Origin of the sequence: Paracoccus sanguinis, from assembly GCF_900106665.1 — a bacterium.
GTDB lineage: Bacteria > Pseudomonadota > Alphaproteobacteria > Rhodobacterales > Rhodobacteraceae > Paracoccus > Paracoccus panacisoli.
The window spans coordinates 1-25,577 of the sequence record NZ_FNNA01000003.1; the positions used below are offsets into that span (position 1 = coordinate 1).

The 25,577-nt window shown below is 64.4% G+C and carries 26 protein-coding genes, 1 tRNA gene and 1 pseudogene; 18 read left to right on the forward strand and 10 right to left on the reverse strand.

Translation table 11 applies throughout. The features are described 5' to 3' along the window. Positions 1-24 precede the first annotated feature (24 nt). The 4 genes and pseudogenes from BLW17_RS11270 to BLW17_RS18625 all read left to right on the forward strand — a co-directional run bounded on the left by BLW17_RS11270 (position 25) and on the right by BLW17_RS18625 (position 1,658). Positions 25-552: a head-tail connector protein gene (locus BLW17_RS11270; RefSeq protein ID WP_036731755.1), complete on the forward strand. Its 528-nt coding sequence runs from the start codon at positions 25-27 to the stop codon at positions 550-552. Further along, a complete protein-coding gene (locus tag BLW17_RS11275; RefSeq protein WP_036731757.1) occupies positions 549-875 on the forward strand; it encodes a phage head closure protein in 327 nt (108 codons plus the stop codon). The genes BLW17_RS11270 and BLW17_RS11275 overlap by 4 nt, the downstream gene beginning before the upstream one ends. A gap of 43 nt (positions 876-918) precedes the next feature. Further along, a pseudogene (locus BLW17_RS18895) lies at positions 919-1,424 on the forward strand (YcbK family protein); the annotation flags it as partial. Between the two features lie 18 nt (positions 1,425-1,442). Beyond that, the gene (locus tag BLW17_RS18625) at positions 1,443-1,658 is read left to right on the forward strand and encodes a hypothetical protein (RefSeq protein WP_052176245.1); all 216 of its coding nucleotides are present in this window, start codon (positions 1,443-1,445) and stop codon (positions 1,656-1,658) included. Positions 1,659-1,865: 207 nt separating this feature from the next. Here BLW17_RS18625 and BLW17_RS11290 read toward each other — a convergent pair whose 3' ends face one another. The 6 genes from BLW17_RS11290 to BLW17_RS11320 all read right to left on the reverse strand — a co-directional run bounded on the left by BLW17_RS11290 (position 1,866) and on the right by BLW17_RS11320 (position 9,313). Continuing rightward, a complete protein-coding gene (locus tag BLW17_RS11290) occupies positions 1,866-3,011 on the reverse strand; it encodes a cation:proton antiporter (protein ID WP_036731759.1) in 1,146 nt (381 codons plus the stop codon). A 107-nt stretch (positions 3,012-3,118) separates the two neighbouring features. Then, a complete protein-coding gene (locus BLW17_RS11295) occupies positions 3,119-3,691 on the reverse strand; it encodes an NADH dehydrogenase ubiquinone Fe-S protein 4 (protein ID WP_074826664.1) in 573 nt (190 codons plus the stop codon). Position 3,692: 1 nt separating this feature from the next. Next, on the reverse strand, positions 3,693-4,313 hold the full coding sequence (locus BLW17_RS11300) for a hypothetical protein (protein ID WP_036731761.1): 621 nt from the start codon (positions 4,311-4,313) through the stop codon (positions 3,693-3,695). A 211-nt stretch (positions 4,314-4,524) separates the two neighbouring features. Next, entirely contained in the window at positions 4,525-5,172 is a 648-nt protein-coding gene (locus BLW17_RS11310; RefSeq protein ID WP_036731764.1) for an HdeD family acid-resistance protein, read from the reverse strand. A 26-nt stretch (positions 5,173-5,198) separates the two neighbouring features. Next, positions 5,199-6,341 carry a sigma-70 family RNA polymerase sigma factor gene (locus BLW17_RS11315; protein WP_036731767.1) on the reverse strand — a complete coding sequence of 381 codons (1,143 nt, stop codon included), beginning with the start codon at positions 6,339-6,341 and terminating at the stop codon, positions 5,199-5,201. A 77-nt stretch (positions 6,342-6,418) separates the two neighbouring features. Next, complete coding sequence (locus BLW17_RS11320; RefSeq protein WP_036731770.1) at positions 6,419-9,313, reverse strand: ATP-dependent Clp protease ATP-binding subunit; 2,895 nt, start codon at positions 9,311-9,313, stop codon at positions 6,419-6,421. 503 nt (positions 9,314-9,816) lie between these two features. Here BLW17_RS11320 and BLW17_RS18155 point away from each other — a divergent pair. The 7 genes from BLW17_RS18155 (at position 9,817) to BLW17_RS11355 (ending at position 14,301) form a co-directional block, all read left to right on the forward strand. Next, positions 9,817-10,020: a hypothetical protein gene (locus BLW17_RS18155; RefSeq protein ID WP_036731773.1), complete on the forward strand. Its 204-nt coding sequence runs from the start codon at positions 9,817-9,819 to the stop codon at positions 10,018-10,020. A gap of 172 nt (positions 10,021-10,192) precedes the next feature. Next, positions 10,193-10,591: an Hsp20/alpha crystallin family protein gene (locus BLW17_RS11330; RefSeq protein WP_036731776.1), complete on the forward strand. Its 399-nt coding sequence runs from the start codon at positions 10,193-10,195 to the stop codon at positions 10,589-10,591. A 20-nt stretch (positions 10,592-10,611) separates the two neighbouring features. Next, positions 10,612-11,103, forward strand: coding sequence for an Hsp20/alpha crystallin family protein (locus tag BLW17_RS11335; RefSeq protein WP_036731779.1), 492 nt, complete (start codon positions 10,612-10,614; stop codon positions 11,101-11,103). A gap of 72 nt (positions 11,104-11,175) precedes the next feature. After that, positions 11,176-12,165, forward strand: coding sequence for a YfdX family protein (locus tag BLW17_RS11340; RefSeq protein WP_036731781.1), 990 nt, complete (start codon positions 11,176-11,178; stop codon positions 12,163-12,165). Between the two features lie 221 nt (positions 12,166-12,386). Further along, positions 12,387-12,866 (forward strand): phosphate-starvation-inducible PsiE family protein, encoded by a 480-nt coding sequence (locus BLW17_RS11345; protein ID WP_036731784.1) that lies wholly within the window; start codon positions 12,387-12,389, stop codon positions 12,864-12,866. 296 nt (positions 12,867-13,162) lie between these two features. Further along, complete coding sequence (locus BLW17_RS18340) at positions 13,163-13,546, forward strand: M48 family metalloprotease (protein WP_197055252.1); 384 nt, start codon at positions 13,163-13,165, stop codon at positions 13,544-13,546. Beyond that, complete coding sequence (locus BLW17_RS11355; protein WP_036731788.1) at positions 13,543-14,301, forward strand: alpha/beta hydrolase; 759 nt, start codon at positions 13,543-13,545, stop codon at positions 14,299-14,301. The genes BLW17_RS18340 and BLW17_RS11355 overlap by 4 nt, the downstream gene beginning before the upstream one ends. A gap of 41 nt (positions 14,302-14,342) precedes the next feature. Here BLW17_RS11355 and BLW17_RS11360 read toward each other — a convergent pair whose 3' ends face one another. Together BLW17_RS11360 and phaZ are read right to left on the reverse strand one after the other, a co-directional pair. Next, entirely contained in the window at positions 14,343-14,816 is a 474-nt protein-coding gene (locus BLW17_RS11360; protein WP_036731790.1) for a pyridoxamine 5'-phosphate oxidase family protein, read from the reverse strand. An 89-nt stretch (positions 14,817-14,905) separates the two neighbouring features. Continuing rightward, positions 14,906-16,249 carry a polyhydroxyalkanoate depolymerase gene (phaZ, locus tag BLW17_RS11365; protein WP_036731794.1) on the reverse strand — a complete coding sequence of 448 codons (1,344 nt, stop codon included), beginning with the start codon at positions 16,247-16,249 and terminating at the stop codon, positions 14,906-14,908. A gap of 742 nt (positions 16,250-16,991) precedes the next feature. Between phaZ and phaC the strand changes: the two genes are divergently transcribed. The 6 genes from phaC to BLW17_RS18630 all read left to right on the forward strand — a co-directional run bounded on the left by phaC (position 16,992) and on the right by BLW17_RS18630 (position 23,365). Continuing rightward, entirely contained in the window at positions 16,992-18,815 is a 1,824-nt protein-coding gene (gene phaC / locus BLW17_RS11370) for a class I poly(R)-hydroxyalkanoic acid synthase (RefSeq protein ID WP_074826740.1), read from the forward strand. 201 nt (positions 18,816-19,016) lie between these two features. After that, entirely contained in the window at positions 19,017-19,490 is a 474-nt protein-coding gene (locus BLW17_RS11375; RefSeq protein WP_036708509.1) for a hypothetical protein, read from the forward strand. 142 nt (positions 19,491-19,632) lie between these two features. Continuing rightward, a complete protein-coding gene (gene phaR, locus BLW17_RS11380; RefSeq protein ID WP_052176238.1) occupies positions 19,633-20,241 on the forward strand; it encodes a polyhydroxyalkanoate synthesis repressor PhaR in 609 nt (202 codons plus the stop codon). Positions 20,242-20,325: 84 nt separating this feature from the next. Continuing rightward, positions 20,326-20,415, forward strand: a tRNA-Ser gene (locus BLW17_RS11385). Between the two features lie 490 nt (positions 20,416-20,905). Beyond that, on the forward strand, positions 20,906-22,717 hold the full coding sequence (locus BLW17_RS11390) for a DUF262 domain-containing protein (protein ID WP_052176240.1): 1,812 nt from the start codon (positions 20,906-20,908) through the stop codon (positions 22,715-22,717). A 9-nt stretch (positions 22,718-22,726) separates the two neighbouring features. Further along, positions 22,727-23,365, forward strand: a complete 639-nt coding sequence (locus tag BLW17_RS18630; protein WP_231572730.1) for a hypothetical protein — start codon at positions 22,727-22,729, stop codon at positions 23,363-23,365. A 30-nt stretch (positions 23,366-23,395) separates the two neighbouring features. On the opposite strand, the gene BLW17_RS11400 is transcribed toward BLW17_RS18630, so the two are convergent. Then, on the reverse strand, positions 23,396-24,061 hold the full coding sequence (locus tag BLW17_RS11400; protein ID WP_036731797.1) for a HEPN domain-containing protein: 666 nt from the start codon (positions 24,059-24,061) through the stop codon (positions 23,396-23,398). Between the two features lie 23 nt (positions 24,062-24,084). Next, a complete protein-coding gene (locus BLW17_RS11405; RefSeq protein ID WP_036731800.1) occupies positions 24,085-25,059 on the reverse strand; it encodes a helix-turn-helix transcriptional regulator in 975 nt (324 codons plus the stop codon). A gap of 135 nt (positions 25,060-25,194) precedes the next feature. Between BLW17_RS11405 and BLW17_RS11410 the strand changes: the two genes are divergently transcribed. After that, entirely contained in the window at positions 25,195-25,473 is a 279-nt protein-coding gene (locus tag BLW17_RS11410; RefSeq protein WP_036731802.1) for a hypothetical protein, read from the forward strand. The last annotated feature ends 104 nt before the right edge of the window (positions 25,474-25,577 follow it).

A 25,577-nucleotide genomic window follows, 5' to 3' on the forward strand; every position in this document is an offset into this window, starting at 1 on the left:
CGTCTACGGGAAGGCCCAAGACTGATGCGGCTGGTCCTCGTCACCCCACCGGCCGCACCGCCGATCACGCTGGCCGAGGTCAAGGCGCAGGCCCGGGTCACGCATGATGACGAGGACCTGCTGATCCAGCATTACATCGACGCGGCAACCGCCTGGCTCGACGGCCCGTCCGGGATCCTCGGCCGCTGCCTTGTGACCCAGACCTGGCGCGCGGAACTGGCGGCGGTCACCGGGCCGATCCGGCTGCCGTTTCCTGATACCGTGATCAGCAGCGCCGTGTTCACCGACGCAGAAGGAGGGGAGCTGATCCATGCATTCGAGCTGCAGGACAAGCGTCCGCTGCTGCGGCTGAGATCAGGCCTCGGCCGGCCTGCGGCGATTACCTTCACCGCGGGCTATGGCGCTCCCGCCGACGTGCCGGCCGCCATCCGCCAGGCCACGCTGCTGCTGGTTACGCAGTGGTACGAGCATCGGCAGGTGACGGGCACAGGCACCGCCTTGCCCTTCGCCGTCGAGGCGCTGCTGGCACCTTATCGCAGGATCCGGCTGTGAGCAGGGACCCGGGGCAGCTCGATCGGCGCGTCACATTCCAGTCCTTCGTGATGATCGAAGACGACATGGGTGGGGTCATCCAGGGATGGGAGGATCGCTTCACCATCTGGGCACATATCCACTACCTGCGCGGCTCCGAGGCAGTCATGCAGGCGAGACTCGTATCGAAGGCACCGGTCATCATCACCGTGCGGCGGTCCGCGCAGAGCGTAGGGATCACCTCGGAATGGCGCGCGGTGGTCGGCAGCGTGATCTTCGATCTCAAGGAGGATCCGCGGCCCAGCGAGGATGGCGGGTTTTTCGAGATGCTGGGCGAAGGTTAATCTCACCGAAGGTGTGTCAGGTGCGACCCCGCAACAGCCCATGCCGCTAATCGTCCGCTCAGCCTGCCGTAGCCCCAAGCATAACCGCCCTGTCGGCGGCGCGACCCGGTCGAAGCACATGGAAGGCGCCGACTTCGACATCTCCATGGCGACACGCCCCGGTGACGTTCGAGGCGGCAGCGCGGGAGGTTGGGTTCCTCGGCTTCGGCTTCTATCCGCGCTCGGGGTTTATGCACATTGATCTTGGGCCCGCACGCGAGTGGGGCGACCGGTTCCCGGTGCGACCGGTAGCATTTGCAGTGTAAATGCCGCCCGCAAGGGAAGTGCTGGCCGAAAACCGGACAATGACGGCCAGCGGTGCCGCCGGTGTGGCGACGCTGGGTGCGGCTGGCGTCGATGTGGCGCAGAACGTCCTGGCGGAAACCCAGAGCGCGATCCTGCCGCTCGCCCCTATCTCGACACCCTGGCTGGTTGTTCATCGCTGCGGCGCTCGCGGGCATTGAGGTCACGATCTACGCTCTGCTCGACGATTGGAAGCGGGGGGCGAGGATCGCCGCCGCCCCGTGGATGCGGGTGGCCCTGCGCTACGGCGGCATCGCCCCCGCGGTGCTCCTGTTCCTGCTCACGCTCCGGCGCTCCGGCGAGCGCGCTGGCCGGCTCGCCGAGCGCCTTGAAACCATGGATAAGGTCAATGACATCCAACGCCAGATGCTCGACGCGGCAGCTCGCCGTCCTCGTGATCGCAGCGATTTCGCTGACCGCCTGCGCGACGGCCACTTCTGAACCTCGCATGGCTACGCATGGCTACCGTCTGTCCGCCGCTTGTTGAGTACAGCCGAGAGGTCCAGGCGCGCGCAGCCCACGAGCTCGATGTCCTGCCGGATGGGTCGGCAGTCGCCGAAATGCTCTCCGACTACAGCGTCATGCGCGATCAGGCTCCGGCGTGCTCTCCGTTATCTGAGAAAAATAGTTATTTTGATGTCGACCCCACTAAACCTTTAGGGCCGCCCATCTGATCATAACACTCCCGGCCAGCATGCTCATGCCAATCGCGAGGAGTAATGGACCAGCGAATTCCTCCGCAACAATGCCCGATGACGAGGAAACCGACAGCAGCATCAGGCTGAATTCTCCTCCGTGGGCCAGGATTATCCCAGTTCGCCATGAGGTCTGAAGCGACTCGCCGAATATTCGGGCGACAACCAAAACGATCACCGCCTTGCCCGCAAAAATGATCGCGATCCAGCTCAGCACGACTGGCCACGCATACGGGATGATCCAAAGTGGCAATTGCGTTCCGATGCCGACAAAGAAAATCCCCACAAACAAATCGCGGAAAGGCCGGATCTCGTTCTCGACAGCATGGCGCGCGTCACCCTCACCGATGATCATCCCGGCCGCGAATGCAGCGAGTGCCGGAGAAAGGCCGGCGGTGGCCGCGACAGTCGCAGCCCCTAGTACAATGGTGAGCGCGAGAAGCTGGGCAAGTTCCGGATCGCCACGCGACGCTACCCAACGGGCCAGCAGCTGCAACGGGCCACGGGCAATGAACAGAGCTGCAACCAATGCCGTTGCACTGGCGACGACCGTTATCACGCCATACCCTTCGGCGGCTCCACTCATCGAATCGTGCAGAAGCAGGAATGCGACAGCTGCCAAGTCTTGAAACAGAAGCACCGCAATGGCCAGGCGTCCTTGGGCCGATCCCAGAGCGTTCGCGCTTGCGAGCACCTTGAGGCACATGGCCGTGGATGACATGGCAACGGCCCCGCCGATGAGGATTGCGGGGACGGGCGCGAGATCGAAGATCAGACTCGCTATCAACGACACCGTTATCGTCGTGACTGCAACCTGCACGGCTCCAAGACCGAAGACATGCTTCCTGAGCCTTACGAGCTTGTCGAACGAGAATTCCAGGCCGAGCGAGAACAGCAGCAGCACCACTCCGATCTCACCAATGCTGCTAAGGGCAGCGTTTTCGGCAATCAGGTCGAGGCCGGCGGGTCCAATGACTATACCGGCAAGAATGTAACCGACAATGCTGGGCACGCCGATCCTTGAACATATCGTCACGAGCACGAACGCGGCAAAGACCAACAAGGCCGCGCTTTCGACAAATCCGGTCACTCCATGCATGTTCTTCTCCTGATGGCATGGCGCAGGGAAGGCCAATAGCGGCTCGCGACGCTGTCAAGGTAAGGACACAAGCGGCAGATCCTCGCTCGAGCTGACCATTGCGTTCGTTATTTTTTCCCGGCGATCGTCACGCCCGTCCAGGCTGGGGGATCGGAGGCCGGGAAGGATTCAAGACTGGCTTCGAAAACTGGATCGAATTCCGCCTGTTCTTGCGACGGCAGGTCCACCGAGCCTTCCTGATCGACTGCGCGCCGGAGTCGGTGGTCCGTGCGACCCCGATCCAGGCGGGACGGTATGCGAAAGGCGTTCGGGGCGTCGGCTCCCTTGTAGAGGCGATGCCGCTCCTCTCCCCGCCAGCGGTCAGGCGCATGCCGATGAGCCACGTCCTCACGCACGAAATAGCGCCAGTCCTGCTGCTCCGCGAATTCCACGGCGCTGTCGCGATCCGGAAACTTCAGCCGAATCGGACGATAGGGATCGCCGCTTGCCGTCCATCCCATCAGCGGCTCGATCTGCGGCGGCCGGGACGGCTCGAACTCGAGGACCCAGTAGCTGGGCCGAGGCGCCGATGTCATCGCGGAACGGGCAGGACGGTAGATGATTGCCGTCGGCACGTCCCAGGATGGCAGATCGGTTCCGGGAATTTTCGGCGGGAATGGTGGACGATTATGGCCGCGCATATCAGTTCTCCCGGGTGTCGGTGGATACGAGAAGGTGACGTTCGAGATCGTCGAGTTTTTCCATTCGCCTCGAATTCAGGCGAACGGCGCGTTCGGTGTTCTGCGAAGGAAAGGCAGCAGCGTGCAGGACGTCCGACCGCATCGCTATCGTGAGATCGGCGACGGCATTCATCACGCGCTCTCCGTCCCCGTCCGAGAGCGTGCCGTCAGCAAAACCGGACTGCAAGCTCTCCAGTACCTGCTCGAAGCTGGACACGACCCCTGCACTCGCGACCACAGCCAGCTTGTGGCTGAGAACACGCAGTTCATCGATCAGCTTCGCATCGTGCCTTGCGGTTTCCACGATCTCTGCGACCTTCTCGATGCAGGCCATGTAAATGTCGCATTGCTGCTGGAGGATGATGACCCTTCCTTCCTTGCGAAGCTCGAGATCGGTCTGGCGATTGAGAAGCGCCGCGGTCAGAATGATCGTCACGACAGCGCCGAGGAAGATGAGCGTCATCTCCTGCGCGAAAGGCAGTATGTCTTCGGCAAGATACATCGAACGAAAAAAGAAAACGATGCCGATGCCCAAGGCAGCGGCCGCAGCAGCAAATGCCAAGTCAGGCAGGCGGTTCGACATCAGCACCTCGCATTTTCGGTGTCAGGTGGCATGCACGGCCTTGCATCGGCGTCCGGCGCCTCTGCGTCCCGGTGCCGCAGGAAGATTGGCGTGGGACCGCTGCCGAACGGATTGAAGCCGGTGCTCAGGCAACGGTCGAAGATCGTTTCGTCCCATCGGGTGAAATCGTGCTCCTCGCCGGCAAGTCGCCCGTCATCCACCACAGGGCACCTCACGCCTTTGCCGATGGGGGAGCGTCATCGAAGGCCGCACCGTCCGAACGATCCGCCTTGCGAAGCCGTAGCCCGAGGAGGATCATCATCACCCCGAAGACCGCGGCGTAGAAGCCGATCACCCAGCCGAGCGCGAGGAAGCTTTCGACCGGGCGCGTCAGCAGCATCCAGGTCACGACGACACCGAGAACGACCGAGAGAAGGCCGCTCAGGATCAGCCAGATTTCGCCGTTGATTTCCTTTCGCAGGCGGATCGCTGCCGCGATCTCGAGGGCACCCGAGAACACGGACCAGAATGCGATGCTGGCCCAGAGGAATGTCGCAAGCACAAGCGTCGCGACAAAAGGCGAGACAACCACGACGACGCCCGTGGCGATGCCCAGAATGCCGCTGAACATCAGCCAGCCCCAGCGTTCGCCCTTGCGGATGTTACGTATCGCGGCGACGAGGCCGAACACGCCGTCGGCAAAGGCGAACGCGCCGAAGACCAGCGTGAGCGCCAGAAGCGCTTCCGCAGGCATGACGAAGGCTAGCACTGCGATGATCAATGCGAGCACGCCGCGTAACACGAATGCCCACCAATTCCGGGACAGGCTGCACAGCATGTCCTGCATCTTGTCGGTCGGGTTTTCAGAGGCTGTGGTCATTGGTCGATCTCCTATTCAGTTCCATGTCAGGTGTCGGAGCCGGCCTCCTCGCCGGTTAGGGCGGCGGCCACGCGGCGGCGATCCTCTATCGGCTGAGGTAGACGCTGCGTGTGAGCGATTTCACGTTCGATGGGCGCGCGGGCTGATGGATCTCTGACCAACCCGGTTTCGGCAAGCCTCGCGCGTAGTGTCGCGCCCGCATTTTCTGCGATCTCGGCGACCTCTGTCTCGGTCAGGCCGAAAAGGTCTGCCGTCTCCGCGATCGTGGCGTCTTCCAGGTACATCCGATACAGGACGCGGCGCTCGACCGGAGCAAGATCTGCGATAGCCCGGTGCAGTGCCATGGCGATATCATGACGATCCACTTCGGTCTCGGGGTCTGTGCCGCCGTCGTCGGCGATGAGGTCCTCCAGCATCAGCACGTCGTCGGGCTGGTAGAACTCGAACATCGCCTGGTCCGCCTCGGTCGGATCCTCCGCCGGGGCCTCGGGTTCCGCCTCGATGGAGGCGGCATCCTCAGGCACGGCGCGGCGGGCGGCGCGGGATTCTTCCTCGATGGTCTCAAAAGCCAGCCGTTTCAGCCAGTCGCCGACGGAAAACTCCGAAGGCCGATCCTCGAAGCGGGCCAGCCCCTTGAGGATCGTCGCATCGACGATATCGCCAACGCTCAGGTAGCCAGCCGGCACGGACCCGCTACACTCGAGATAGGTCAACTCGCGCCTGACGGTGTCATAGATCGTATCGAGATGATCCTCGATCAGGTCAAAGAAGAGCTGGCGCCGGTCCGCTTCCGCCGCATCCCGCGCGGGCGGCAGCGGGGCGCCGATCCGGCGCCGGCGGGCGGGACGCTTGTATTCAGGCTCGTGCTTGAGGCGCGCCACATGCCGATCGACCTGGTGGCGCAGGTCGGCAAAGGCCTTGCGCAGGACAGGCTCGATCTCGAATCCCTCTTCCCGCGCCGCGATCACGCCCGACGGCAGTTGCAGGCGTAGGCTGACTTTGATGCGTTTCTTGCCCCTCGTCTGCGAGGCAACGACTTCGAGCCGGACCAGATCCTCGCGAAAGCGCGCAAGGTGCGGTTCAAGTTGCCGCACCTCCTCCTCGATGACCTCAGGCGCGCGCTGTTGGCCGTGCCGGTCGAGATTGCGGAATGATCTAATGACGTTCATGCCGTGGACCTTCCTGTAACTCTCCGAAGAGATGGTCCGGCGCGACCGATATCGCGCCGGGCCAGTCTTTTGCGCTGTCACTCGGCGGACTTGTCGTCCTTGGACTGCACCTCATCCCCAACGCTGGGCTTCGGAGCGTCCGCCTTGTTTTCGGGAACTGCGCTGGACTCGTCGATACCGGCCTGGGCCGGATCGTCCGGGCTGTCGTCACCGGTGTCCCTTGCGATCTTTTCGAACACGACCTTCTGTTCGTCCGCTGACCAGGCGACGCGGACCTTGTCGCCATCCTCGATCCGCCCCGAGAGCAGTTCGCGAGCCAACTCGGTCTCCAGCTCCGACCGGATCAGCCGGCGCAGCTCGCGGGCACCGAATTCGGGGCGGAAGCCGACTGCGCCGAAGTGATCCACGACGCTCACGTCGAATTCGAGTTCGACGCCCTGGGTAAGGGCGGTCCGCTTCACCCGGTCGAGCTGCAACTCGACGATCTGGCGGATCTCCGACTGATTCAGCGAATGAAAGACGATGATCTCGTCGATCCGGTTGATGAACTCTGGCCGGAAATGACCGCGCAACACCTCCATCAGTTCGGATTTCTGCTTGGCCTCGTCGAACTCACTGCTGCCGCGTTTCGTGAGGTTGCGCTGGATGATGTCCGAACCGAGGTTCGAGGTGGCGATGATGATGGTGTTGGTGAAGTCCACCACGCGGCCCTTGCCATCTGTCAGGCGGCCATCGTCGAACACCTGAAGCAGGATGTTGTAGACATCGGGATGCGCCTTTTCGATCTCGTCGAGCAGCACGACCGAGTAGGGCCGACGACGCACCTTCTCCGTCAGCTGCCCGCCTTCGTCGTATCCGACGTAGCCCGGAGGTGCGCCAACCAACCGGGCAACCGAGTGGCGCTCGCCATACTCCGACATGTCGATACGGATCAGCGCATCCTGGTCGCCGAAGATCACCTCCGCGAGCGTCTTGGCCAGTTCCGTCTTGCCAACCCCGGTCGGCCCGAGGAACAGGAAGGTCGCGGTCGGACCGGAACCTTCGCGCAGACCCGCTCGCGCCAGGCGCACCGCATCGGCCACGGCGCGGATCGCTTCTTCCTGGCCGATGACGCGCTCGTGCAGCTTCTCCTCGAGCTTGAGGAGCTTGTCCTTCTCCTCGGTGGTCAGGTCCGTGACCGGAACGCCGGTGATCTTGGAGACGATCTGCGCGACGTGATCGGCGCGCACCTCGGCGGTCGCCGAAGCCTGGTCGCGCTTCCAGATCTCCAGAAGCTCGTCCAGCTCCTTCTGCTTCTGCTCCAGCTCCTTCTTCAGTTCTGCTGCCCGGTCGAATTGCTTGCGGGCTGCGGCATAGTCCTGTTCGCGCTTGATCTGCGCGACCTCGGCTTCCAGCTCCTGGACTTCCACGGGGCGCGCCGTGGCGCTAATCTTCACCCGCGCGGCTGCCTGATCGATCAGGTCGATCGCCTTGTCGGGCATGAAGCGACCGGTGATATAGCGATCCGAAAGCTCGGCTGCCGCGATGATGGCCTCGTCGGTGATCGTCACCTTATGGTGCGCCTCCAGCGTGTCGCGCAGGCCGCGCAGGATCATGATGACCTGAGCTATTGTGGGTTCCTCGACATAAACCGGCTGGAACCGTCGCTCGAGCGCCGCGTCCTTCTCGATGTATTTCTGGTACTCGTTGAGCGTCGTCGCGCCAATCAGGTTCAGCTCGCCCCGCGCCAGCGCCGGCTTGAAGGTGTTGGCGATGTCGAGACCACCTTCGCCACCGCCCTGGCCGGCGCCGACGATGGTGTGGATCTCGTCGATGAACAGGATCAGGCTGTCCTTCTCCTCGGTGATCTCCTTGAGGATCTTCTGGACTCGCTCCTCGAACTCGCCGCGATACTTCGACCCGGCCACCATCGAGTTGATGTTGAGCTCGACCAGCCGCTTGTCGCGCAGCGCCTCGGGCACTTCGCCCGCGACGATCCGTTGGGCAAGTCCCTCGACGATGGCGGTCTTGCCCACGCCGGGCTCGCCGATCAGCACCGGGTTGTTCTTTTTCCGGCGGGCCAGCACCTCGATCGTCGTCTCGATCTCGCGGGCGCGGCCGATGACGGGATCGAGCTTGCCCTCGCGGGCGAGCTTCGTCAGGTCACGGCTGAACTGGTCGAGATCGGGGGTGTTCGACGGAGTCTCGACGCGGCCTTCCTCGGCACCCTTGCCGACCACCTTCGTCACCTGCTGACGCAGCGCCTGCGGCGTCAACCCCAGCTTGCGCAGCATCGCCGCCGCGAGGCCTTCGCCCTCTTCGGCAAGGCCGATCAGCAGGTGCTCGGGACCGACATAGGAATGGCCGAGTTCGTTCGAGGCGATGAAGGCCCGGTTCAGCGCGTCCTTCAGGCGAGGACTGACGCCGATTTCGCCTTCCGTCTTGGCGTCTCCACGCTTCGCTTCCTTCTCGATCTGGCGCCGCAGATCGTCCACATCGACCTTGAACTGTTCCAGGATCGTCTTGACGACGTCAGACGCGGTCAATGCCAGAAGCAGATGTTCGGTATCGACCTCGCTGCGCCCGAATTCCCCGGCCTTCTGTGCGGCATCCTGCAGCAGCTTGTTGCCCTGTTCGCTCAGCCGGTCGGCGATGGTGCGTCCGCCGCCGCGCCGCGATCCACGCCGCGGCGCGCCCTCGCCGAAAGTGGCGTCGACGACAGCGTCATCGCCATCACCCATGGAGCCGGGCGTGCCGCCTCGCAGCGGACTGTCACCAAAGAGGCTGCCGAAACCGCTTTCGCCGAAGAATTCGTCAAGAAGGGAACGCCGTCCGAACAGCGACTCCAGGGGCGAGGCGCTGCGCCCCGACCGGCGCGCCATTTCGCTATAATGCTGGTCGCAAAGCTCCATGTTCTGAACCCTGCCGTTCACCGAGGCGCGCACGCGCGCCGTCGCCGGGCGACCGCAAATATCGCAAGCTCCGTTTGCCATTCGTCTTCTCCGTTTTCATTATCCAGTCAGGCTTGGTCGCCGATCATCTGCGCCAGTGACAATGTCACGCAGCGACCGCTTCCGTTCGTTTCACCTTGGACCCAATAGCCACAAGATCGGGCTCGTCCACGGTCTCTCGTTGCAGGAGACCCTGCGCCGATTGCTCGGTAAGATCCAGTCTTCCTTTCCATGCCGATTTTGCTCCCTCTAGCGTGAGAGCTGCGCACGTATGCATTCGAGAAGTGCGAGAAGAACACGCCTCTCGTCGACTGATAGGTCCGGTCAAATGTCTTCCTTCAACGCGCTCGTCAGGGTTCTGGTTCTCGCAAGATTTTTTGCGTCTTTCTCGTCGGCACAACGGTCTGCGACCGCCGACTATTCGGTGGCGGCGACCGCTCGACCCAGCCCCCGCGCCATGCGGTCCACGAGTTGCCCGGCTGTCGCACTGCCGACTTCCAGCCGCGCCGTGAGGTCGCTGGTCGCGAGGCCGGGGAATCGTCCACATGGACGGCTGGCATCCACGACAGTCGCGTCTGACCGGGCTCACGGCTTTCATCGTCGATCCGCGGCTGGATGTGCTGGGCGACCGGATGGATCGTCGCGCCGATCAACGCATCGTCGGATGCAATCATCATTTGACCTCCAAGGGTCTGTTGGTCGTCGCGACGCTCCATCACACGCTGCTGGAGATTGAAATGCTGGCATGAATTATGCCTGCTTGGTATCATTGTGGCAGTAGAGCTGAACCGGGTTCATGATCGATATCTCTTGCCATGGCGCTCGATCCGTGAACGGCGTACTGTGGATCGTCATCTTCCGGCCTGAGGGGCAGAAGCCGAAGAGAATTCAGATCAGGGCAGCCTGGGAGGAGCTGGAACGATGAGCACCGACATCACGCCAGCCACCGAAAAGACGCCGACCCACGCGCCTGAAGCCGCCGCCGGCGGCCGCATCTACCGCCCGCTGACCGATATCGTCGAGACCGATCAGTGTGTCTCCATGATGGTCGAAATGCCTGGCGTGGCCGCCGATGTGGTCGAAATCACGTTTGAAAACCGCGTGCTGACGATCCGCGGCAAGGATGAGCCGATGCGGCCAGAAGATCTGGAACTTGCCTATGCTGAATATGCCGAGGGCGATTTCGAGCGTGACTTCACGCTTTCCAAGAACTTCGACCGCGACAGGATCGAAGCCGAGATGCGTGGAGGCCTCGTCACTCTGACGCTCGCCCGAGCCCCTGAAGGGCAGCCAAAAAGGATCGCCGTCAAGGGCGCCTGAAAACCGACGGAGACACCATCATGCAGATCAAGGACCTGATCCCCTGGGCGCGCAAGGACGGCGCGCCAGACGCCAAGAGCAGCGAAGACAACCCGATGGCGACGCTCCAGCGCGAAATGAACCATGTGTTCGAGAACTTCTGGAACCGGGTCGGTCAGTTCGAATGGCCCTGGGGCAGCGGCGAAGCCAAATCCGACGTGGTCGAGACCGACAACGCGATCGAAGTGTCGATCGAGCTGCCGGGCATGGAGATGAAGGACATCGAGGTGACGGTCAACGATGACATGTTGACTGTGAAGGGGGAGAAGAAGATCGAGCGCCAGGAGGAGAAGAAGGGATACTACCTCTCCGAGCGCAGCTACGGCGCGATCTACCGGACAATTCCGCTCCCCCCCGGTGTGGATGGCGAAAAGGCGCAAGCCTCCTTCAAGAACGGGGTTCTGACGATCAAGCTGCCCCAGACTCCCGAGGCGCAGGCCAAGGTCAGGAAAATCGCGGTCAAGGAGGCCTGAGCCGGGCATTGATCGTGCCAACTCTGCGGCGAAACCGCCGTAGAACCAATCACAGCCGAAAGGAACAGACTGATGAAACTCAGGAATCTTTACGCGGGAACAGCTTTGGCCCTGCTGATTGTCAGCGCCGGCCCTTCCTGGTCTCAGGATACGGCTCAGGCGGAAGCTGAAGCACAGGCGGTCAACCGGGAGCAGGTCGAAGAGAGCGTGACCGCCAAAACCGATTCACAGCTCGCCGATAAACGCACCGCCCTGATCCAGGAGGCGGTCGACGCGCTCGATGAAACGAACGCTGCGATCGCCGCGATCGAGAAGGGCGATAAAGATGCAGCGATTGCTGCGCTCGCGTTGGCCTCGGGGAAGCTCGAGACCGTCGTCGCGCGTGAACCGGATCTCGCTTTGGCGCCCGTACGGATCGATCATTTCACCTATGACGTTCTGGGCAGCGTCGAAGCCGTCCGAAAACTCGGCAAACAGATCGAGAACTTGGTCGACGATGGGAAGTTCCAGGAAGCGAGACCGCTGCTGAGCGGGTTCGCGTCCGAGGTTGTCATCCGGACAACCAGCCTTCCGCTTGCGACCTATCCCGACGCGATCCTTGCAGCGACGGCACTGCTTGATGACGGAAAGACCGACGAAGCGATGACGGTACTCAACGCCGCACTGAGCACCCAGGTGGTGACCGACACAGTGGTCGCCCTGCCTCCGCTCAGAGCCGTAGCGATGATCGAGAAGGCCAAAGCTCTGCTCAATGACGACGGTGAGGCGGCAAACGACAAGGCCGCTACTGAAGATAAAGCCGCTACTGAAGATAAAGCCGCTACTGAAGATAAAGCCGCTACTGAAGATGCCGATCTGACGGCCGCCGACTATGTTGAGGCGGCACGCCAGGAACTCAAAATCGCCGAAGCGCTCGGCTACGGCCGCGAAAGCGATTTCGAGGATCTGCATAAGGCGCTGGATGAGTTGGACCGTCAGATTGAGGCGCAGGAGGATACCGGAGGGATCTTCGAAACGATTGCGACCCGGTTCGAGGAACTTCGAGCGCGCATCTTCAACTAAAAGAGAACCTCTAATGGAGCCCCGCCGCAAACGAGACCAGCGGCGGGGCTCTTTCGCAGGAAGACTGAGGAACGATCGATAGTCTGGGCCCGGAGTCCCGGTTCTCGACACATAACAATTGGTTCCTGGCTCCATCGCAGGTAAAGAATTTCCGAATGATCCCGGTCTGCGGCGAAGCCAGGGAGAGCTTGTCTATTCGGGGGGAACTTCGAGGGGTACTGATGAAAGACCTGAAACCATCCGGGCTGACCCGTGAACAATGGTCGGCGATGACGCTCTACGAGAAGTTCGAGCAAGTTGTCATCTTCGTCCTCAGCGTCATCATTGCGGCGATCGTCGTGGCGTCGGTCTGGGCGCTGATGCGCGAAGTCGTGAACCGCTTGCTTCTGGGGGCATTCGACACGCTCGACTACGCCACTTTCCAGGTGGTGTTCGGCATGATCTTCACCGTGGTGATCGCGCTCGAGTTCAAGCGCTCCCTTCTTGTTGCGACCGAGCGCAGCTTCGGGATCCTCCAGGTCCGCACGATCGTGCTGATCGCGCTCCTCGCCATCGCGCGCAAATTCATCATCCTGGACCTCGGCGAGACGGAAGCATCCAAGATTGCCGCACTCGCGGGCGCGGCGCTTGCGCTCGGCGCTGTCCACTGGCTGGTGCGCGATCAGGACCGGCGCGAACTCGAAGGCCACGAGACGCGATGACCGCGGCCTCCGCCAGCCACCGCCTGCTCAATTTCGTGCAATCGGCGCTGCTGCTCGGGCTCATGGCCGCGATCGCCTGGGATCGCGGTGACAGCGATCGCCGGACCCGAAAATGGTCTCCTCATGGCGCTCGCGATGGGCGGGGGTCTCCCATTTGCGTCCGCGTTGCCACGCCGGCTGCTCCTCTCGGCCTATCAGGCGCAGCGGCTCACCGGTCGTGATGCCCCCAGTCTCGTCGCGGCCGTGGCCGAACTCAACCGCAGGTCCGGGCTGCAGCCGCGCGGGCGCTTTATCGCGTGCCAAGCCGGCTGCCGAACGCCTTCGGCCTGGGCAGGCCCGAGGACAGCGCCATCTGCGTCACCGACGGGCTGCTCGACCTGCTCGACGGCCGAGAACTCGCCGGGGTTCTGGCGCATGAGATCGGGCATATCGCCAACCGCGACCTGTGGATCATGAGCCTCGCAGACATGATGTCGCGCCTCGTCTCGCTGGCAAGCTGGCTCGGACAGCAGAACGGCGACCTGTCAGAAGGCAGGTCTTCCAGAGAAGGTTGTCTTTCAGGCCCATCCCCTCCGCCAGTTTCCGACGTTGACGCACCCTATGCGTCGCCTTTTTGGCGACGTGGCGGACTGGCCTCGCCTCACGTATCTCTCACCGGAGTTGACAGGAGACGACCATGACAGCTTTTCACGAGACGGGGCACGGGCGCCGCCTGGCGTATCAAGCGTTGCCTGCTGTGGCCGAGGGGCCCGGCGTGGTGTTCCTGCACGGGTTCCGGTCCGATATGGAGGGGACGAAGGCGCTCGACCTCGCCGACTGGTGCGGGGCGACGCGGCGGGGGATGCTGCGGTTCGATCTGTCGGGGCATGGGCTTTCGGCCGAGCAGGGCGCGGTCGAGGACTTCGGGATCACCGACTGGCTCGAGGATGCACGTGACATCATCGCCGCGCGGGCGCCGGGGCCGCAGGTGCTCGTGGGGTCGTCGCTCGGTGGCTGGCTGGCGCTGCGGCTCGCGCGCGAGGCGCCCGAGCTGGTGGCGGGGCTGGTGACGATCGCCGCCGCGCCGGACTTCACGACGCGGATGGAGCAGGGGTTCACCGACGCCGACCGGGAGGCGCTGCGCTCGCAGGGTGCGGTCACCCGGCCGAGCGCCTATGGGGACGATTACGTCTTCTCGCGCCGGCTGTTCGAGCAGGGGGCGGCCGAACAGCTGTTCGACCGGCCGCTGCCTTTGCCGATGCCGGCGCGGATGTTTCAGGGAACGGCGGACGAGGACGTGCCGATGGGCGAGGCGCTGCGGCTTCTCGATCATGCGGAGGGGCCGGACATCCGCCTGACGCTCGTCAGGGGAGCCGATCATCGGTTCAGCGAGCCGGGCCAGCTGGGCATGATCCGCGCGGCGGTGGCCGAACTCACCGGCGCCGAAGCGCGGTGAGAGAGAGGCAGGCGCGAGCGCGCCTGCCCCCAGCGCATCAATCAGGCGAAGCTGATCTCGAAATGCTCGCCCATGTCGGGCTTGGCGCCGGTCAGCTTGGACTTGGCGATCTGGTACATGAACCCCAGCCCGCCGTCGGTGGACCAGACCTCGGCCGCGCTCAGCGACAGGCGCAGCAGCCGGACGTCGTCGTCCTGCTTGCCGTCCTCGAACCAGCTCGAGGCGACCGCATTCCAGATCTCGTCCAGCTTCTCGCGGTCGTCCGACAGCGACAGCTCGCCCTCGATCCGGGCGTACAGCTTGCCGCCCTGGCTCGAGACGACATGGACCGCCTTCTTCGCTTCGCCGCTGACCGCCTCGGCGAGGTCGGTGCCCTCGGCGGTGATGAACCACAGCGCATCCTCGTCGGGGTCGGCGTAATGCGACATCGGCACCAGCCGCCAGTCGGGGTCGCAGCCCAGCATGCCGGCGTTCACGTCGTCCAGGCGTTTCCAGAAGGTCTCGCGGTCGCTCATCTCGGGGTTCCTTTCGGGTTGACCCCCTAGAAACGAGACCGCCCGCCGGCGGTTCCGGCGGGCGGCAGAGAGATGCCGCGGCGGCTGGCTCAGACGGCGATCTTGGAGTCGTCGTCCGGGCCGAGCGGGCGGGTGTCGCCCTTGACCTGCCCGCCGCGCTTGCGCTTGGCCTTGGGCGTCTCGGCCTTGCCGGTGTGTTCATCCATGAAGTCGAGCACCAGCGGGCGGATGTTCAGCCGCCAGCTCTTGCCGGCGAAGATGCCGTAGTGGCCGGCGCCCGGTTCGAGGTGCTGGGCCTTGCGGTCGTCGGGCACGCCGGTGCAGAGCGCCAGCGCCGCGACGCACTGGCCGGGGGCCGAGATGTCGTCGTTGGCGCCCTCGACGGTCATCACCGCCACGTCGCGGATGGCGCCGATGTCGACCGGCTTGCCCTCGACCGAGAAGCTGTTCGAGGCGATCTCGCCGCGCTTGAAGATGCGGTCCACGGTCGAGAGGTAGAACTCGGCCGTCATGTCCATCACGGCGAGGTATTCGTCGTAGAACTTGTTGTGCTTGTCGCCCTCGGACCCGGCGCCGGTGGCCTCGGCGAAGATCTTGTCCATGAAGGCCTTGCGGTGGGTGTCGGCGTTCATGGCGATGAAGGACGAGAGCTGCGCGAGGCCCGGATAGACCATCCGGCCGGCGCCGCGATACTTGAAGCCGACCTGCTGGATGGCGAGGTGCTCAAGCTCGCCCATCGTCACCCGGTTGCCGAAGTCGGTGACCTCGGTCGCGGCGGCGTCGGGGTCGATCGGGCCGCCGATCAGGGTCAGGGTGCGGGGCTGGGCGTCGGGGTTATCAGCCGCGAGGATCGCGGTCGCGGCCAGCGTCAGCGGGGCCGGCTGGCAGACCGCGATGACGTGCAGGTCGGGCCCGAGGTGGGACATGAAGTCGACGAGGTAGCGGGTGTAGTCCTCGACGTCGAACTTGCCCTCGCTCACCGGGATGTCGCGGGCATTGTGCCAGTCCGTCACCCACACGTCGCAGTCGGGCAGGAGCGACGTCACCGTCGAGCGCAGCAGCGTGGCGTAGTGCCCCGACATCGGCGCGACCAGCAGCACCTTGCGCTCGGCCGGTTCGCGGCGGGCGACGCGGAAGCGGACGAGGTCGCCGAACGGGCGCTCGATCTCGGGCTCGACATAGACGAGGTGGTCCTGGCCTTCGGACCCGGGGATCGGCGGGATCTCCCAGTCGGGCTTGATGACCATGCGGGCGAAGCTGCGTTCCGTCACCCGGCCCCAGGCCGAGAGCAGCTTGAACATCGGGGACGGGACTAGCGCGAAGATCGGGTAGGACGCAATCGCCCGGGCCGAGGCCCCCATCCATTCGTTGGTGTTCCGAAACGTCTCCATCGCGTCGTACGACACGATCCCTCGATAACCCTTGTACGCCATATGCACCGTCCCTTTCCGCAGGCCGTCATGCAAAGTCCGGTTTACGCCTTTCGTCAACCGAGTCTTAATGGGGGTAGGGTAGGGAGGACAGCACGACATGGCCACGACGCGGGACGAGGGCGCACGGGATCAGGCGGACGGCACGGGTCCGGCAGGCGGGGCCGAGGGGGGCGCGACGGCGCCGCGCCGCGCCTCGGGTGCGGCGGCCCGGCGTCCGGCGAAGGCGCCAACGTCCGCCAAAGCCGCGGGCGGGGACGAGTCGGCTGGCGCCGACGGCGCGGCCGGGAAACGCGGGCGCGCCTCGGGACCGCGCGCGGCGAAGTCGTCCGCGGACGGGGCCGGGCGGAAGGGCGCCCGGGCGGCGGCTGAGGCCGACGGCGCGGCGACGGCGCGTGGGGCAGGGACCGCTGACGCGAAGGGCGGTGGCGATACGGCCGGACGGCGCGGCAAGGGGCCGGCCAAGGCGGACGGTGCCGCGACGAAAGCCGGGGGTGAGACGAAACGCCGCACTGCAGCAAAGTCGGATGCTGCACCTGCGAAGGCGGCGACTGCGACGGCGCGAAGCGCGCGCGGCGCCGCGGCCGAATCACGGCCCTCGACTGATTCTCAGCCCCAGCGGTTGGGTGACGAGGCCGCCGCGAAGACCGCCAAGCGGGACACGGAACGGACAGAAGAACGCGCCGAGACCGCCGCCGAACCCCAGCGCGCGCCGCAGTCCGGTCCCGCCGGTTACCGCGGCGACATGGCCACCGCCGCCAGCACCCTCGCCGCCACGGCCCCTGCGGACGACGAGGCCGCGCGCAATCCGCTCGCCATCGCCGGTCTGCCCGCCCGCCTCGCCGAGAACATCGAGCGGATCGAGGCCCTGGGGCAGCGGCTGCTGGCCGCGATGGCGGCCAAGCCCATGCACAGCCCGGCCGTCGAAGGTCCGGGGCCCGAGCTTTACGGCTCGGTCGCACAGGCGTGGCTGAAGCTTGCCACCGAGCAGCCGGCGCGGCTGATCGAGCAGCAGGTCCGCTACTGGGGCGAGACGCTGCGCCATGTCGCGGCGGCGCAGGGGGCCTTTGCCCGCAACCTCGCCGCGCCCGAGACGGACACCCCGCCCGACCGGCGCTTCAAGAACCCGCTGTGGACCACCAACCCGTTCTACAGCTTCGTCATGAACCAGTATCAGATCAACGCCGAGGCGATCCGCAAGGCGGCCGCCGATCTGGACATCCCCGACGAGACCGACCGCCGCCGGATCGACTGGTTCACCCGCCAGATGATCGACATGCTGGCGCCGACCAACTTCCTCGCCACCAACCCCGACGCGCTCGAGCGGGCGATCGAGACCGAGGGCGAGAGCCTCGTGCGCGGGCTCGAGAACCTGGTGCGCGACATCGAGGAGAACCGCGGCGACCTCGTCGTGTCGCTGTCGGACCGCAGCGCCTTCCGCGTCGGCGAGAACATCGGCACCACGCCGGGCGAGGTCGTCTATCGCACCCCGATGCTCGAGCTGATCCAGTTCCGGCCGACCACCGAACAGGTGCACCGGACCCCGGTCATCGTGTTCCCGCCGTGGATCAACAAGTACTACATCATGGACCTCAAGCCGCAGAACAGCCTGCTGCGGTGGATCGTCGAGCAGGGCTATACGCTCTTCGTCGTGTCGTGGAAGAACCCCGGCACCGAGGCGGCCGAGCAATCGATGGACGACTATGTCTCGGCCTATCTCGACGTGGTCGGCAAGGTGCTCGAGCTGACGGACGAGCCGCAGCTCAATGCCGTCGGCTACTGCATCGCCGGGACGACGCTCTCGACCACGCTGGCGCTGATGCAGCAGAAGGACGATGACCGGATCAAGTCGGCCACGCTCTTCACGACGCTGACCGATTTTTCGGACCAGGGCGAGTTCACCACCTTCCTGCAGGACGATTTCGTCGGCGGGATCGAGGACGAGGTGGCGCGCACCGGCTATCTGTCGGCGCAGCTCATGCAGCGGACCTTCAGCTTCCTGCGCGCCAATGACCTGGTTTGGGGGCCGGCGATCCGCAGCTATATGCTGGGCGAGGCACCGCCGGCGTTCGACCTGCTCTACTGGAACGGCGACGGCACCAACCTGCCTGGCAAGATGGTCACGCAGTATCTGCGCAACCTGTGCCAGAAGAACGCACTCGCCGGCGAGGGGTTCGAGATCCTCGGCCACACGCTGCACCTGCGCGACGTGAAGGTGCCGATCTGCGCCGTCGCCTGCGAGGCCGACCACATCGCCCCCTGGCTGCACAGCTGGAAGGGCGTGGCGCAGATGGGCTCGGACGACCGGCGGTTCATCCTGTCCGAGTCCGGCCACATCGCCGGGATCATCAACCCGCCGACCAAGGTGAAATACGGGCACTACACCTCGGACGCCGGGTTCGGGGGCAGCGCCGACGACTGGCGCAAGGCGGCGCAGTACCACGAGGGCAGCTGGTGGAACCGCTGGGGTGATTGGCTGGCCGAGCGGTCCGGTCCGATGGTCCCGGCCCGCACACCCGCCGAGTCGCTCGGGCCGGCACCGGGAACCTACGTGCTTGAAAAGGCTTGATTGTTTGCCCGGGCCGGTGCGCCGGCCCAGGCGTTCCCCAAGCTGCGGCGCGCGCGCGTGCGGCAACCGCGGCGGGGACGGGAGAGGGGCAGAAATATTTTGCTGCACCGCAGCAAACCCTGTTGAAATGCTGCGACGCAGCATTTATCAATGAGGGCAGACGACAAACCCGCGACCACCACGCTTACGAGGATGACTTCGATGGCCAAGACCCCCGACTTCACCAAGCCGTTCCAGGACATGATGCAGAACTTCCCGGTCGACACCTCGTCGATGACCGAGGCGTTCAAGACGCAGTCGCAGCTGGGCGAGAAGATGACCCGCGTGGCGCTGCAGGCCGCCGAGCGCTCGACCGAGATCTCGGCCGCCTGGGCCAAGGACACCATCGCCCGCATGGGCGAGCTGGCGACCTCGAAAGAGCAGCCGGCCGACTATGCCAAGGCGATGTCGGACTTTGCCTCGGCCGCCGCGGAACTCGCCGCCGAGCACATGTCGGCCTATGCCGAGGTTGCCAAGCGCGTGCAGATGGACACCGTCGATCTGCTGATGAACGCCGGCAAGGAAGCCCAGGGCGACATGCAGCGCATGGCCGACACCGCGGCCCGCAACGTCAAGGACGCGACCCGCAAGGTGCAGGACGCGGCCGCTGAGGCGACCAACAAGGCCAAGGGCTGATCCAGCCCCTGTTGTACGGCTCGCCCTGACGGGCGGGCCGGCCCGGTTCACGAGGACGCGCGCCCCCGCGAGGGGCGCGTTTTTCTTTTGCAATTGCAACGCTGCGGCCGCAAACTTGCCGCAATTGCACAGGACGCGGCCCATGCCCCCCGAGAAGCCTACCGAGACCGACCAGCCCCCCCAGCCGCTGCTGATCAAGCGCTACGCGAGCCGCCGGCTCTACAACACCGAGAGCAGCGACTACATCACGCTGGACGACATCGCCCGGGTGATCCGCGAGGGGCGCGAGGTGCGGATCGTCGACCTGCGCTCGGGCGACGACCTGACCCGGCAGTACCTGCTGCAGATCATCGCCGAACACGAGGCCCGGGGCGAGAACGTCCTACCGGTCGACGTGCTGACCGACCTCGTGCGCAGCTATACCGCGCAGGCGCAGTCGGTGGTCCCGCAGTTCCTGGCCGCGAGCTTCGAGATGCTGCGCGACGGGCAGTCGAAGCTGCTCGAGCAGATGACGAGCCTGCAGCATCCGATGGCGTCGATGCCCGGCTTCGCCGAGATGCAGCGCCAGCAGCAGGCCTTCCTGCGGGCGATGATCGGCGGCTGGTCCGGCAGCAGCGGACCTGCGCCGGACGACGACGGCGAGGCGCCCCAGGGCAAGCCGGCCGCCGAGGCCGCCCGGTCCCCCGCCGCCGAGGCCGAAGAGATCCGCCGCCAGCTCGCCGCCCTGCAGGACCGCATCGCGCGGCTTTGAAGCTTGGCGCGATGGATCGCTGCGGTGGCGGCTGCTCGTCCCCGCTTGCGCCCTTTCCCACCCCAAGCTAAACCCCACCGGCACGGACGGTTGGCCGAGTGGTCGAAGGCGCACGCCTGGAAAGTGTGTAGGCGGGGAACCGTCTCGAGGGTTCGAATCCCTCACCGTCCGCCATCATCCGAATATTGACCATAGTCATCTGTGCTGAGCAGACGATCGGCATGATCCTTGGCGAAGATGAGCGTAATTTCGTCAAGGTCGACGCGACGACGTCGTGGGCGGCAGCCTGCGTCTCTATATGACCGCCACGCCGCGGATCACGGTGACGGAGCGAGGCGGTCCGCTTGCGCCATATCTGATCGCACCGACAACTTGCACGAACCCTCCCCCCGGGCGGTTTCGGCGCGAGCCGGCGCGCCCCGAGCAAAACCAAGCCGGCGATCAGGGCCTCATTGCTCGAATCCAATGTGGCGAAACCTCCCGAACGCCTTGACATCGAACCGTGAAAAGCTGCTCTAGTCTGACCGAGACACAGTTCAGGATGCGGAACAACTTAAGAAAAATCATTGCTCCCGCCTCCTAGTGCTCGACGAATGCGAGCAGCCGTCCCGTATGCGCGACGTGTGATGAAACACATAGCTTCGCTCAATTAGACCAGATCCCCATGTCCTATGCCTCTCGCACCATTGGTGCCGTGATCGATGACGTCAATCGAACCTATTTCCTGCCTGCGATCCAGCGTCCCTATGTATGGTCCACCGGCCAGATCACCGCACTGTTCGATTCGCTGCTCAAAGGTTACCCAATCTCCAGCTTCATGTTCTGGGCGGTGGATGAGGACACCAAGGCCGAGCTGCGCTGCTACAAGTTCATCGAGAACTATCAGCCCGACTTGATGAACGAGCCGACCCGCGCCGAGGGGCGGCAGGTCATCCTGGTGCTTGACGGCCAGCAGCGTCTGACCTCGCTGCTGATCGGTTTGCGGGGGACCTTTTTGGAAAAGGCCAAGGGTAAAAGGCGCAGCAATCTCGCCGCCTGGTCGTCCAAGAGCCTGTACCTCGATCTTTTCAAGGATCCCGACCCCCGAACTCTGGATGAGGATGACGGCGACGAATTTGGCGTGACCTATGGCCTCGCCTTCCACGAGCGTCGTCCAGCAAACAACCATCGCAAACATTGGTTCAAGGTTGGTTCGATCCTGGACTACCCCACCGAGGAACGGCTCGAAGCCTTGATCGCCAAGGTAAAGACCGAGTTCCACCCCGGCGTCTCGGACTGGGAAAAGACCCTTGCCGAAGACACGCTGCGCCGCCTCCATCGGGTGATCTGGCGCGACGAGGGCATCAACTTCTACACCGAATACGATCAATCCGCCGACCGCGTGCTCGACATTTTCGTGCGCGCGAACGACGGCGGCACTAAGCTGTCAAAAGCCGATCTGCTGATGTCGATGATCACCTCGAAGTGGTCCAGCGGAACGGCGCGCGAGGATATCGGCGGGCTCGTTGACAGGATCAACAAAGGCATCGGCGCCCCGAACAAGATCACCCGGGATCTCGTGCTGAAAGCCTGTCTCGTGGTCTGCGATTACGATGTGGTCTATAACGTCCGCAACTTCACCACCGAAACCATCGCTGATATCGAGCGCAACTGGAATCGCATCGGGCTAGCCATCGAAAACACGTTCCGGCTGCTCAACCGGCACGGCCTGACCGGCGATAACCTCGGGTCTTTGAACGCGGTTCTACCCCTCGTCTATTATATCTACCACACGCCGGAATTTGACTTCCGCGGCTCGACCGAGTTCGAGCGGGTGAACGCGTCGGCGATGCACTATTGGCTTCTGAACAGCCTGTTGGTCAGCGCCTTCGTGGGGCATTCGGACCAGACCATTGCCACGGCCCGCGCAACCGTTCGGGAACATCTGCGCGTTGCCCGTGACTTTCCTACGCATAAGCTTTTCGAGGCAATGGCGAAGGGGGGGCGGCTGTCGAAGGTGGATGAGCGGACTGTCGAAGAATTGCTGGAAATGCAATATGGCAAGCCACGGACATTCGTGGCGCTGTCGCTGCTCTATCAGGGTGTCGACTGGAACGGATCGACCTGGCATGTCGATCACATCATCCCACAGGCCGATGCGCAAAAGAACGTCCTGCGCGGCCGCAATCTGCCCGAGCACCGTATCGAGGAGATCGTTGCTGCCTCGAACAGTCTCGGGAACCTCCAGCTTTTGCGCAGCGACGAGAACATCGAGAAAGGTGCGCTTCCGTTTAGATCCTGGATTACCGGCAGGCGCAGAGACTTCTACGCACAGCACATGATTCCTGAGCGCCTGGAGCTTTGCGATGTTACCTCGCTTCCGGAGTTCGTCCGAGAACGAGAAAAACTGATCCGAAAACGACTTTTGCAACTGCTTGGTGGAGGAGAGGCCGTGAGCGAGGCTCCCATGCCGTATGCCCTGGAAGATCAGCGATAGGGACCGGCAATGGGTGTCATCATGATTGTCCTTGTCGTGGTCCTGATAATATGGATTCTCGGCGTTATCTTTGTCGTCGGGCCTCAGCGCAGAATGGATCGACTGCTCGCCCAGGCTGAACTGCCTCCTCGCTGTCATCACGTTCCCTATCAACGAAACGATGGCGTCGTTGCGATCGATCAAACAGAAGCCACTAATTCGGCCGAGGCAATGGTCAGCCCTCCGACCCGGGCCGAAATCAGCGTAGACATGCAAGGACGCGAAGAGCTGAAAGCCCAGTGTCTGGCGCTTCTGAAAGAAGCTGCGCATGAGCATCCGGCTGGGCACAGCAAACTCGTTGCACGCTACGTCATGCGATCACGGAACGACAATCGAATCGAGCTGATGTTTGAAAAGAGTGACAAAAGTCGCGCCAACCTCTGGCTCGCAAGCCGGTACGGTGCCGAGCTGATGGATGTCGGTATTCGCTGTCGCGCCTATCCAGCCTCGGCGATTTATCAGGATGCAGCTCCTGGCGGAAAGAAGGTCTACGGCCGCCACTCCGCCCTTAAATCGATGCGTGATCTGGCCCACGCAGATCTCATCCGGCTCACGATCGAACGTCCCGCGCAGATGGAGACTATTCTTCGAAAGCTGGATGCGGCGTGACCCGAATTGGATTTCGGTGATCTCCGTCCCTCACGGCAACACCGGATAGAACGGACGCCCCCAGTCGTCGGCAGGGTTCTCCATCATCAGGTCGGCGAAGATCGGCAGCAGGAACGCGAGGATCGCGGCGCCGTCGCGGACCTGGGCGCGGTTGATGCTGCTGTTCCAGGTCGCGCCGCCGTGGACCAGCTGGTTGCGCAGGACGTAGAGGCGATCGAACACGAAGCTCAGCACCCGGGCGGTGTCGCCGCTCTGGAACGCCTGGGCGAACGACTTCGCTGACGCCTTGAACCGTTCTTCCCAGTCGGCGAACCCCTCGATCCCGTTGTGGTGCTGCCAGAAGGGGTGGAAGACGTAGCGATTCTCGAGAAGTAGCCGGACGGGGCCCGAGAACCGCTGCCAGACCGCCTTGTAGATGCGACGGTCGCGGTCCAGCGCGGTCAGGCGCTCGAAGTAACCGAGGAAGGCCGCGCGCTCGCCCTGCGGGACCGACTGGAAGGCGCGCTCGTCGGCATAGGCGGCGTTGAAGGCGATCCAGAGGAAGATGAAGCGCGCGTCGTCGTCGCCGCCGCAGGCCTCGGCGCGGCCGATCCAGCTGATGGCGCGGTGGACGCGCAGGCCCATCGTCTGCGGAAACCCCGCCCGGATGGCCCGCTGCTTGTCCTTGAGCGCGGCGAAGGTCAGGGGGTCGGGCATCGGCGGCCTCCTTTCGGGATCGGTCACGGCATGGCGGCAAAGTCGGGGCGGCGGTATTCCTGGACGAGGTCACGCAGCGCCTGCGGCGCGACGACCTCGACCTTGTCGCCCCACTGGTAGAGGTGCCACGCCATTTCGAGCCAGCCCGCGGCGTGGAAGCGGACGATCAGGCTGCCGTCCGGCTGCGGTTCCAGAACCTGCCGCGGGTGAAAGCGGAAGCCCGCGGCGCGGTCGGCGGCCTCGGCGGCGAAGCGCCAGACGACCTCGCCGTATTGCGCGGGGTCCTGCCAGACGCCGAAGGCCTGGGCGGCGTAATCGGCGATCGAGAACCCGTCGGCGAAGGCGAAGCTCTCGTGCAGCGCCTCGGCCTCGTGGATCAGGTCGATGCGGAAGTTCCGCACCTCGTCGGCCTTGGCCGGATCGCGCGCCGCAAGATAGGTCCGGTGCCCAAGCAGCACCCCGTGCGGTTCGAGGATGCGGGGCGCGGCGTCCCCGCTGTAGCGTACGCGCAGCCGGAACGGACCGCGCAGCGCCTCGATGATCGCGTCGAGGATCTCGGGCCGCAGCCGGACCTTCGGTCCCGGCCGCGTCACCTGACCCATCGCCATCAGCACGGCCTCGGCATCCGCTTCGACCCGAGCCCGCGACGGCGCCCGTGACAGTAGCCCGTCGCGCAGGTTGTCGAGCGCCCGCGCATGGCGCAGCCGCCCTTCGGTCTGGGCCGTCCGGGCCGCGATCTCGAGCGCCTCGAGCCCGGTCTCGTAGCGCAGTTGCAGAGCGGAGAGGCCGGGGTCACGCAGTCGCCAGCGGCGCTTGCGGTCCTCTCCTTCCGTGATCTCGACGTTGCCGAAGCTTTCCTCCAGCGCGGCGGTCATGCGCTGCGCGGTGCGGTGCGAGATGGCGAACTCGGCGCGGATGTCGTCGAGGGTCACCCCGCCGCGCCGGGCGGCGGCCATCTGCGCCAGACGGATGAGATCCTGCGCCTTGGAAAATGACATGAGGTGCGCAAACCTGTCAGGAATTGACACCCGGGCAGGCTAGGTGTGTCACCGCGTCCTGTCGAGCCGATTCACGAGTGCTCGTTCTGGCGTCGGGGCACGGCAGGGCGCACTAGAGAGCATAGGAGACTGCACATGGCTGGTCGGGTGATCAGGATTGAACGGGTTGCGCCGCGCAAGGGCGTCGTCGAGGCGCCGGTCCGTACGGAAAAGGGGTATCAGTTGGCCGATCCGGCGCACGGTGCGGACAAGCACAGGGTCGCGCACGCGGTGTACGTGGAGACGCTGGAAGAGGCGGCGTCGCTCATCGCGCGCGGTTTCTCGCTGCGCATGGGGGCCAATGGAAAATCGCCGTCGCTCGTCGCACGGGACAGCCTGCGGATCGTGCGCGAGGAAGCGGCTCAGGCCGGCTGAACGTTGCACGCGCGCGGGCGACCGCGCTCCGTCAGCCGCCTGAGTTGCCTGCGCGGCGTAGGTGATCGAGCAGAAGATCCGACGCGAGCACGTCGCGTCGGATC

Excerpts from the sequence above, each read along its gene's own strand:
- BLW17_RS11375 (WP_036708509.1), top strand. The coding sequence starts at position 19,017 with ATGGCCAAGACCCCCGACTTCACCAAGCCGTTCCAGGACATGATGCAG.
- phaC (WP_074826740.1), top strand. The coding sequence starts at position 16,992 with ATGGCCACCGCCGCCAGCACCCTCGCCGCCACGGCCCCTGCGGACGAC.
- BLW17_RS11295 (WP_074826664.1), bottom strand. The coding sequence starts at position 3,691 with ATGCGCGGCCATAATCGTCCACCATTCCCGCCGAAAATTCCCGGAACC.
- BLW17_RS11335 (WP_036731779.1), top strand. The coding sequence starts at position 10,612 with ATGCAGATCAAGGACCTGATCCCCTGGGCGCGCAAGGACGGCGCGCCA.
- BLW17_RS11270 (WP_036731755.1), top strand. The coding sequence starts at position 25 with ATGCGGCTGGTCCTCGTCACCCCACCGGCCGCACCGCCGATCACGCTG.
- BLW17_RS11315 (WP_036731767.1), bottom strand. The coding sequence starts at position 6,341 with ATGAACGTCATTAGATCATTCCGCAATCTCGACCGGCACGGCCAACAG.
- BLW17_RS11390 (WP_052176240.1), top strand. The coding sequence starts at position 20,906 with ATGTCCTATGCCTCTCGCACCATTGGTGCCGTGATCGATGACGTCAAT.
- BLW17_RS18625 (WP_052176245.1), top strand. The coding sequence starts at position 1,443 with ATGCGGGTGGCCCTGCGCTACGGCGGCATCGCCCCCGCGGTGCTCCTG.
- BLW17_RS11340 (WP_036731781.1), top strand. The coding sequence starts at position 11,176 with ATGAAACTCAGGAATCTTTACGCGGGAACAGCTTTGGCCCTGCTGATT.
- BLW17_RS11310 (WP_036731764.1), bottom strand. The coding sequence starts at position 5,172 with ATGACCACAGCCTCTGAAAACCCGACCGACAAGATGCAGGACATGCTG.
- phaZ (WP_036731794.1), bottom strand. The coding sequence starts at position 16,249 with ATGGCGTACAAGGGTTATCGAGGGATCGTGTCGTACGACGCGATGGAG.
- BLW17_RS11405 (WP_036731800.1), bottom strand. The coding sequence starts at position 25,059 with ATGTCATTTTCCAAGGCGCAGGATCTCATCCGTCTGGCGCAGATGGCC.
- BLW17_RS11320 (WP_036731770.1), bottom strand. The coding sequence starts at position 9,313 with ATGGCAAACGGAGCTTGCGATATTTGCGGTCGCCCGGCGACGGCGCGC.
- BLW17_RS11360 (WP_036731790.1), bottom strand. The coding sequence starts at position 14,816 with ATGAGCGACCGCGAGACCTTCTGGAAACGCCTGGACGACGTGAACGCC.
- BLW17_RS11400 (WP_036731797.1), bottom strand. The coding sequence starts at position 24,061 with ATGCCCGACCCCCTGACCTTCGCCGCGCTCAAGGACAAGCAGCGGGCC.
- BLW17_RS11290 (WP_036731759.1), bottom strand. The coding sequence starts at position 3,011 with ATGCATGGAGTGACCGGATTTGTCGAAAGCGCGGCCTTGTTGGTCTTT.
- phaR (WP_052176238.1), top strand. The coding sequence starts at position 19,633 with ATGCCCCCCGAGAAGCCTACCGAGACCGACCAGCCCCCCCAGCCGCTG.
- BLW17_RS11410 (WP_036731802.1), top strand. The coding sequence starts at position 25,195 with ATGGCTGGTCGGGTGATCAGGATTGAACGGGTTGCGCCGCGCAAGGGC.
- BLW17_RS11345 (WP_036731784.1), top strand. The coding sequence starts at position 12,387 with ATGAAAGACCTGAAACCATCCGGGCTGACCCGTGAACAATGGTCGGCG.
- BLW17_RS11300 (WP_036731761.1), bottom strand. The coding sequence starts at position 4,313 with ATGTCGAACCGCCTGCCTGACTTGGCATTTGCTGCTGCGGCCGCTGCC.
- BLW17_RS11330 (WP_036731776.1), top strand. The coding sequence starts at position 10,193 with ATGAGCACCGACATCACGCCAGCCACCGAAAAGACGCCGACCCACGCG.
- BLW17_RS11355 (WP_036731788.1), top strand. The coding sequence starts at position 13,543 with ATGACAGCTTTTCACGAGACGGGGCACGGGCGCCGCCTGGCGTATCAA.
- BLW17_RS18155 (WP_036731773.1), top strand. The coding sequence starts at position 9,817 with ATGGACGGCTGGCATCCACGACAGTCGCGTCTGACCGGGCTCACGGCT.
- BLW17_RS18630 (WP_231572730.1), top strand. The coding sequence starts at position 22,727 with ATGGGTGTCATCATGATTGTCCTTGTCGTGGTCCTGATAATATGGATT.